Annotated in this window: 3 protein-coding genes; 1 reads left to right on the top strand and 2 read right to left on the bottom strand. The window is 54.9% G+C overall.

What is annotated here, in order from left to right:
* Positions 1-114: 114 nt before the first annotated feature.
* Positions 115-462: a 3'-5' exonuclease gene (locus ACIOWA_RS27010; protein ID WP_401162829.1), complete on the top strand. Its 348-nt coding sequence runs from the start codon at positions 115-117 to the stop codon at positions 460-462.
* A gap of 23 nt (positions 463-485) precedes the next feature.
* On the opposite strand, the gene ACIOWA_RS27005 is transcribed toward ACIOWA_RS27010, so the two are convergent.
* Together ACIOWA_RS27005 and mobH are read right to left on the bottom strand one after the other, a co-directional pair.
* Positions 486-4313 carry a hypothetical protein gene (locus ACIOWA_RS27005; protein WP_401162827.1) on the bottom strand — a complete coding sequence of 1276 codons (3828 nt, stop codon included), beginning with the start codon at positions 4311-4313 and terminating at the stop codon, positions 486-488.
* 317 nt (positions 4314-4630) lie between these two features.
* Positions 4631-6355, bottom strand: coding sequence for a MobH family relaxase (mobH, locus tag ACIOWA_RS27000; protein ID WP_401162826.1), 1725 nt, complete (start codon positions 6353-6355; stop codon positions 4631-4633).
* Between the last annotated feature and the right edge of the window lie 210 nt (positions 6356-6565).

The raw sequence follows: 6565 nt of genomic DNA, 5'->3' as shown, positions 1-6565 counted from the left end.
CACTCAAAACTGGGGTATCTGCCGCCGACCGTTTACGAGCGGGCGATGGCATCGAAACCACCTATCGAGGTGTCCGGAATTAGTTGACCACCACATGGCGATCTGCTCGCAATCATGGTCGAAGCCTTCCAGTTGCATCTCGCCGCTTCGGCGAGGGGGGCTGCGAACTGGACGATCTGTCTGGATGCCTTTGAGGGCCTCGAGCAAATTCCACTGATGACCGTCCACAAGAGCAAGGGACTCGAATACGACACCATTGTCTTCGTCGGCCTTGATGATCAGGCTTGGTGGGCACACACACCGGGTAACGCCGAAGGCCTTGCAACTTTTTTCGTGGCACTCACACGCGCCAAGCAGCGCGCGATCTTTGCTTTCTGTCGAGAGCGCGGCCAGCGGCGTCGTGTGGCCGAGCTGTATCAGCTTCTGAGCGACGCTGCCGTTCCCGAGATCACTACAGACTAGTGCCGCGCCTCAAATGGTAGGCGTCATGGTCCAATCCAATCAGTTGGGGGCCAAGGAGCGTAAGTTTGCGTTCGCAACTGGGTGGCATTGTTGATTGCCTGATGCCGTCGTTGTTCTAGAAGTGCCAATAACTCCGGGCTGGTGATACCTAAGGTGGTGAACCGCCTCTGCAGAATGGAGTAAGTATCGGCGAACTGTCCGTTCCATTTGTCGATACAGATCTCAAGGATGGAGGCGAGATGCGGACCATGAAGGTCGATGCCGGGCATACCTTCTTTTAATGCTGCAGTGAGTCTCAACAAGGCCCCATCTTCCTTGAACACCTCCCAGAATCCTCGTTGATCCTGTTTCTCTACTAGCCAATCGTCCAACTCGCTAAGATCCCGCAGGATCACCGGCCCCAACACCAGTACTTTTTTCAGCCAACGTTCTCGCGTCTGTGGATCGGGCGCCCGACCCAATAGCAGCTTCCAGCTCTGTGGCAGAGGGTTCCCTGAGCGCGAAGTGACCCGAATCAGAATGTCGAGAATTCGTTCGCTGTCAGAGGTGGCATTTGCCCGGATCAGACGTGTCACGACTTGGTCTGTCTCATGCCAACCTTCGCTGGCCAAATGCTCCCACATGTCATTGAATAAGGCATGCTCTGGTAGGCTCGCAACCAGTTCGAAAACAGGCATCCAAATGTGCGAATTGGCTCTACCAATACCGAGCTGACCCAAAGGACCTCTGACGCCGTAAAATATGTCCATCACCGCCTCAAGTAGTGGCAGTGGCAGCTGTTCTACAAGCTGTTTTGGTGAGGAATCGACCGTCAATCCCGAAGGAAGAATCTGGTGCAGTACAGAAGACGGGGTTTGACTTAGCATCAGCAACGCCGCGGATATCCATCGGCTGTCCGGGCGTGGTTCGAGACAAACTTTCATAAGCTTCTGATGCTCAACATCTGTCAGCTGCTCAACGTGGTGTATCAAGTCTGCAGTGAACGCCAGTACCGCTCCCGAGTCCTTGAAGGCGAGCAGGTGTTCAATGCGCGACTTTCTCAGCTCTGGATGCATCCTTGTGGCATGCATCAAAATCTCGACAACACCTAGGGCAAAGTCTGCAGGAATACGCTGATCGTGAAGCATGCGCTCGAGCCAACCGGTCCAGGCATCGCAGATGTCGATCATTTCGGCAGGTTGCAGATATTTTGATGACTGAAGACAAACATCGTGGAGTCGAGCGTCAACGATTGGTGCGTTGTGTGGGAGCGAGCTCAATGCAATCGGCATCAGCGTGGCAAAGATCCGCCAGGGAGTCTGCTTTCCCGTGTGCTCCACACGACCGAATAGCAGCAACTTCGCGATGACGACTGTTGCTGCGCTGGGGACGCCAACTTGTCTTGCCAAGCCTTCCAGAATTAGCGTTCGCCGCGGTTCTGTCCATTGGTTCCAGCCTTTAACCGTTCCTTTAAGAGCTGCAAGCGCTACCAGTGGATGGTCCTCGCGGAAAATGCGCAGTATGACCTCGTCGTCGTCCGCTCGCGGAAACTGCAGCCACAGTTCGACTGCTTCCGCGCGAACTACGGCCTCATTGAAACTAAGCAAACGGCCCATGCTGCCTAAGGTCATGGTTACCAGGTTGTCTTTGTAATAACTGAGCACTCGAGCTGCCTGCTCAGGCGTTGGTAACGGGCTGTCCTTGGCTCCCCATAGGTCTAGCTCTCCCTCGTCCAGTGACGGCTTCGCTCCCCAGTTCCCAAGGTTACGAAACCCCTGTCCGGCCTCGTCTGACAGGCGCGCCTCACCGTTACGCCATTCCATGTCATCGAGGGTCAAGTAACTGACTGCTGACACCCACTGAGGTAGCCGATGGCGTACATCAGCCTGAAGTACGCTCAGGTGGCGAAGTAGAAAGTTGAAACAAAGGTCACGAGTCGAAGGAAAGACCGATTTCAATCCACGCTCGGCGTAGTTGACTATTTGCTGGCGAGCCTCAGGCAGTTGAACGAGGCTCTGGAAAACCCAATCGAGGTTACGTGCAGTGGCGCGAGATGTGCTTGGTATCCAGCAGAATAAGCCTTGGGCAATCACTTTGGTGACCCGGTCGACGTTGAACGAATTGACGTCGTCGAGGCTAGCCTCTGCAGCCGAGCGATAAAACGGGTGACTGAACGCAATATTTTTTTGTGCAACTACCTCAATGATCCTCTTACTGGCCAGCGAGGCGAGTTGTGCCTCTTTGTCCCTGTCTTGAGGAGTGGATGGCATTGCAAGTTGCTCTAACGGAATACCGAAAAGATCATCGAACAGTGAACCTGCGGCTAAGATCGCGGCTTCTGAGTCCTCGTTTTGTTTGTCCACCAAAACGGCCAGCATCTGTGACGAAATCGGCTCGCTGACACTGGAGGCGACAGACATTCCCAATAGGATGCTGCTAAACCCTTGCTCCGTGAGAGCGTGTCCGAGGCTAGCTGCATCGACCCTCGCGAAACGGTATAGGTTGTCCAGGTCACAGCCTCCCTCATACTCGTAATGGTGGCTGGCCAAGTGGAGCAAGCAACCGGGCTCTAAATCCAAGGCCCCTTGGTCAACAGCATTTTGCACGTATGAGCGAATGGGATCGGGGACTTGCTCCGTAGATGCAAACTGACTCCACAGCTGTCCCTTGAAAAGGCTGCCGGACTGGCCCAGATCCCACCATTGGTGACCTGCCGTTTTCAGAAGATTCAAGTTCGCTTTGCGACTGGCGGTCAGCAGATGGTTTTCCACTTGGGCGACGATCAGTTTTCGCCGAGTTCCTCGGCTTAACTCGATTGTCAGTTGCTCGAGTCGACGAAGGACCCTTACCGGCTCGACTACCGAATGCGTTCCACCGAGAGGGTCGTCCAATACCACCAACCGACTCGCTGTACCTGGTTGCGATAGAAATCGTTCTGCGTCGTCGATATCAGAGTACCGTCGTACTTCATACCCGAGCTGCTCGAACTCTGCAGCGACCCAGCGCGCAGAAGAGGTTTTACCGACTCGTGGCAAGCCCGAAAGCAGCAGTACGCCATGACGAGACAAGTGAGTGAACCATGCCTGCTCCTGGCCACGTGCGACATAGTCCGTGGGGCGGATGCTCAGGGGAGTAATGGTGTTGAGCAATGCGCGAACTTTTGGGAATGAGTCGATCAGGTGGGTAAGGCTTTTCGATGCGCTAACGATCTCGCGTAGCTCAAGAATAACCTGGTCAATTCGATCATCAGGGACACGCCAAGACCGCCTCAAATGTTCGGAGCAGCTCGCCAGCAAAGAGTTGTTGCTCACCCGTTCAAGGATGATCAGCCGTTGAAAGGCATCGCGTATTTCCGATGTTGAAAGCTTCCCGGCTAGCGTCAGGCAGTGATTCTTGCGCTTGATTGCCAAGTCCTTATCGTCCTCATGGGGCGAAGAACAGCTGGACCATACATCAATGAATGCCTGGGCATCCGTCACCTTGATCGGCTTTCCGTGACTGGCGCCCAACCAATCAGGTGCCACGGAATAAAGCGCCGTCTGATCATCGCAACGACCGGAGACTATGAACAGCACGGTAAGCTCTGGGTCGTCCAATAAACGCTCGAGCAAGGTGCCGTTACTTTTCCGTGGTGGGCAATGAGCCAGATATTTGGCAATGTCCAACAGCTTGACCGCTAGCTCCGACCCTTTGATTTGGATTTCTACCCGGCGGCCTGTTGCTGTGCCTTCAAATCGGATCTCCCCGTCCTCTCCACCCAGAGGTTCGACGTAAAAGTTCGCTTGAGTTTTGTTTTCGAAGCGCAACATCATTTCCAGGCAGGCCAAATCCTGAAAGTTGAACTTCTCGGGTGCAGTGATGGCGATGGTCATGGAGATGGTTTACCGACGAAAAGTCTGAACAGTGACAACGTCACGGTTGTCGCGGGAGCGATTTTGATCGCTACAGAGCATACAAGTCGGTGGGCGGACTGGAAACCCGAGATGGGGTCTCTTCCTGCAAAACATTTAGGTCGTCTGTCAAGATCATCATATCTCTTCTAACGATTGCTCTTGCCGTGCCGGTGATCTGCATCCTGACGTGGTACCTCACCAAGAGTACTTCCGGATTTATCACCCAGCGTCTTGGATAACGAAGGCGTCGATGAGGCAGTCTCGCGCTTCGACCCGAAATGAGATCCTTGGGGGATTTAAGCTTTCTCAATTTTAAGAAAGGGATTATCGGGTGGTATCCATTCAAAAAATAGCTTCGGTTCCTCAATCAGATATCCCTTCAAAGTGGCTGTTTTCCTGGGGCCGTGCACTTGGCACGTCCAGATATTCAGACCGTCCTCACGCTTCCTGTGGATCTTCAGTTTTTCAAACTGCTTCTGTACCCAGCGCCATTTTTCAGTTTCTTGATCGGCCCCCTGTGAGATACCAGGAAACTCCTGCGCGTAACGTTGGAAGAGGCCAGGTGTGACCAGTAATACGCTGCCACTCACCGTGTGGATTTTGGCCTTGCTGTCATTGATGATCAGCTTATGGCTGAGGATGCCTTCCTTGAGCCAATTCAGGAATGCCTGGCCAGGGTTATTCGAAGGAGGATTTGAGATTTCGAGAGCGTTTGCTGACGGTGCATCACGTACCTCGGGTTCTCCCATTTCAAACATATCCAGCAGTGTGCCGAGGTAGTCAGCATCTTCTATCGCAACGGTATCCGTCAGCGAAGAGATTTGACGCGATCCTGCTTGACCTGCGTTGGGGGCTAGTGGCGTTACCCGAGCGTCAGTCGAGTGGTCACCGACAGTAATGCTCACCGTTCCGCTGAAAGTTTCTGGGCGGTCTTCGCTTCCCCAAATCAACGCCGGTTGAATGCGCAGAAAGGTGAATGTCTGCTGCCAATTTCCCTGTGCCACAAGCGCGGTCCAGATGGCTTTGCCTTCCGGGGTGGACTCGACCAGACCATGCGACTGCAGCTCGTCGAACACAGCGATATTGGACGATGGAATACCCTCGATCGACTGCGACAGCAGATAGGCTCGCAGCTTGTCCGTGACCCTCTTGCTGACCAGCCAGAGTGCGTCTTGGGTCAGCCATCCCGCGGCACCGGGCTGGTTGAGTTTCAGCTCGTGTTGAACCAGATGACGCAGTCCGCTAATCAAGTGATGTTGCAGCGAATGAATCGGCGCTTGCAGCGCCTTGCTCGGGTTACCACCGATGTTCTGTGCGGTGGAAACACGGTCGGCCTGCATCACCAACTCACCGAGCACGCCGGCACGTTCGTACTGGCCCGCAAGGACATACAGCAGACTGGCCCACAGTGGCGGAAATCCACTGAGCCAATCGAGGATTGGGCGGTCGAGAATCTGGGTATAGAGCAAGCCTGCGGCGGCACCGTGCAGGTGGTAGTCACGACCTTTGAGGTAACGAAAACGGTAGGGCTGATCCAGGGGACCCTGCCAAGGATGCCAAACCCGGCCATCCTGGCGTTCGACCTGCAGGTCCACGGCGATCTTGCCGATGTCATGCAGCAGGGCGCCATAGGCGATGCCGGCCGACCAAGCATCGGTCTGGGCGGCTTGGTCTTCGGGCGCGGCGCCGGTGGGAAGCAGATACGACTGACGCAGTTTCAAACTGCAAGCGACCAGCTCCAGGCCATGGTCGAGCATGCCGCCGAGATACGCATGGTGGTGTGTTTCGCTGGCCAGGAGTTGCTGGACCTGTTCGGCGTAACGATGTATCGGATTCAAATAGAGCTGGCTGAACTGCGCGTGGGAGAGGGCGGTGTACTGCCAAATCCGATCAAGCAACTGACAGCGGTGGTCCGCCGCTAACAGGCTGTGGGCCGACTCAACGGGTAGGTAGCCTTCGGCGACGTTGATGGTCGGTGGCGGAGGTGGCTTCTGCCTTTTGTGGCGAAACAGACTGAGCATCGTGACCCCCGGGAGGTGGCTGGGTCAGTGGCCTTTTAGCCTTTTCGGATAGAGCTCTTACCCTTGAGTCCCCATTCCCTTCCAACCCTTACCCGTCCTTTTTGGCTCGTGTCCCTCGGCGTTTTTCAAGGTTGTTGTCGCGTCGCCGTCTAACTATGCCGCTCTTTTCTCGGTCTGCTGCTGCCGATCCGGGTTCAACATCACAGTGCC

Source organism: Pseudomonas sp. NPDC087614, assembly GCF_044743485.1.
GTDB classification, from domain to species: domain Bacteria; phylum Pseudomonadota; class Gammaproteobacteria; order Pseudomonadales; family Pseudomonadaceae; genus Aquipseudomonas; species Aquipseudomonas baetica_A.
This window is presented reverse-complemented; position numbering and strand designations above follow the sequence as displayed.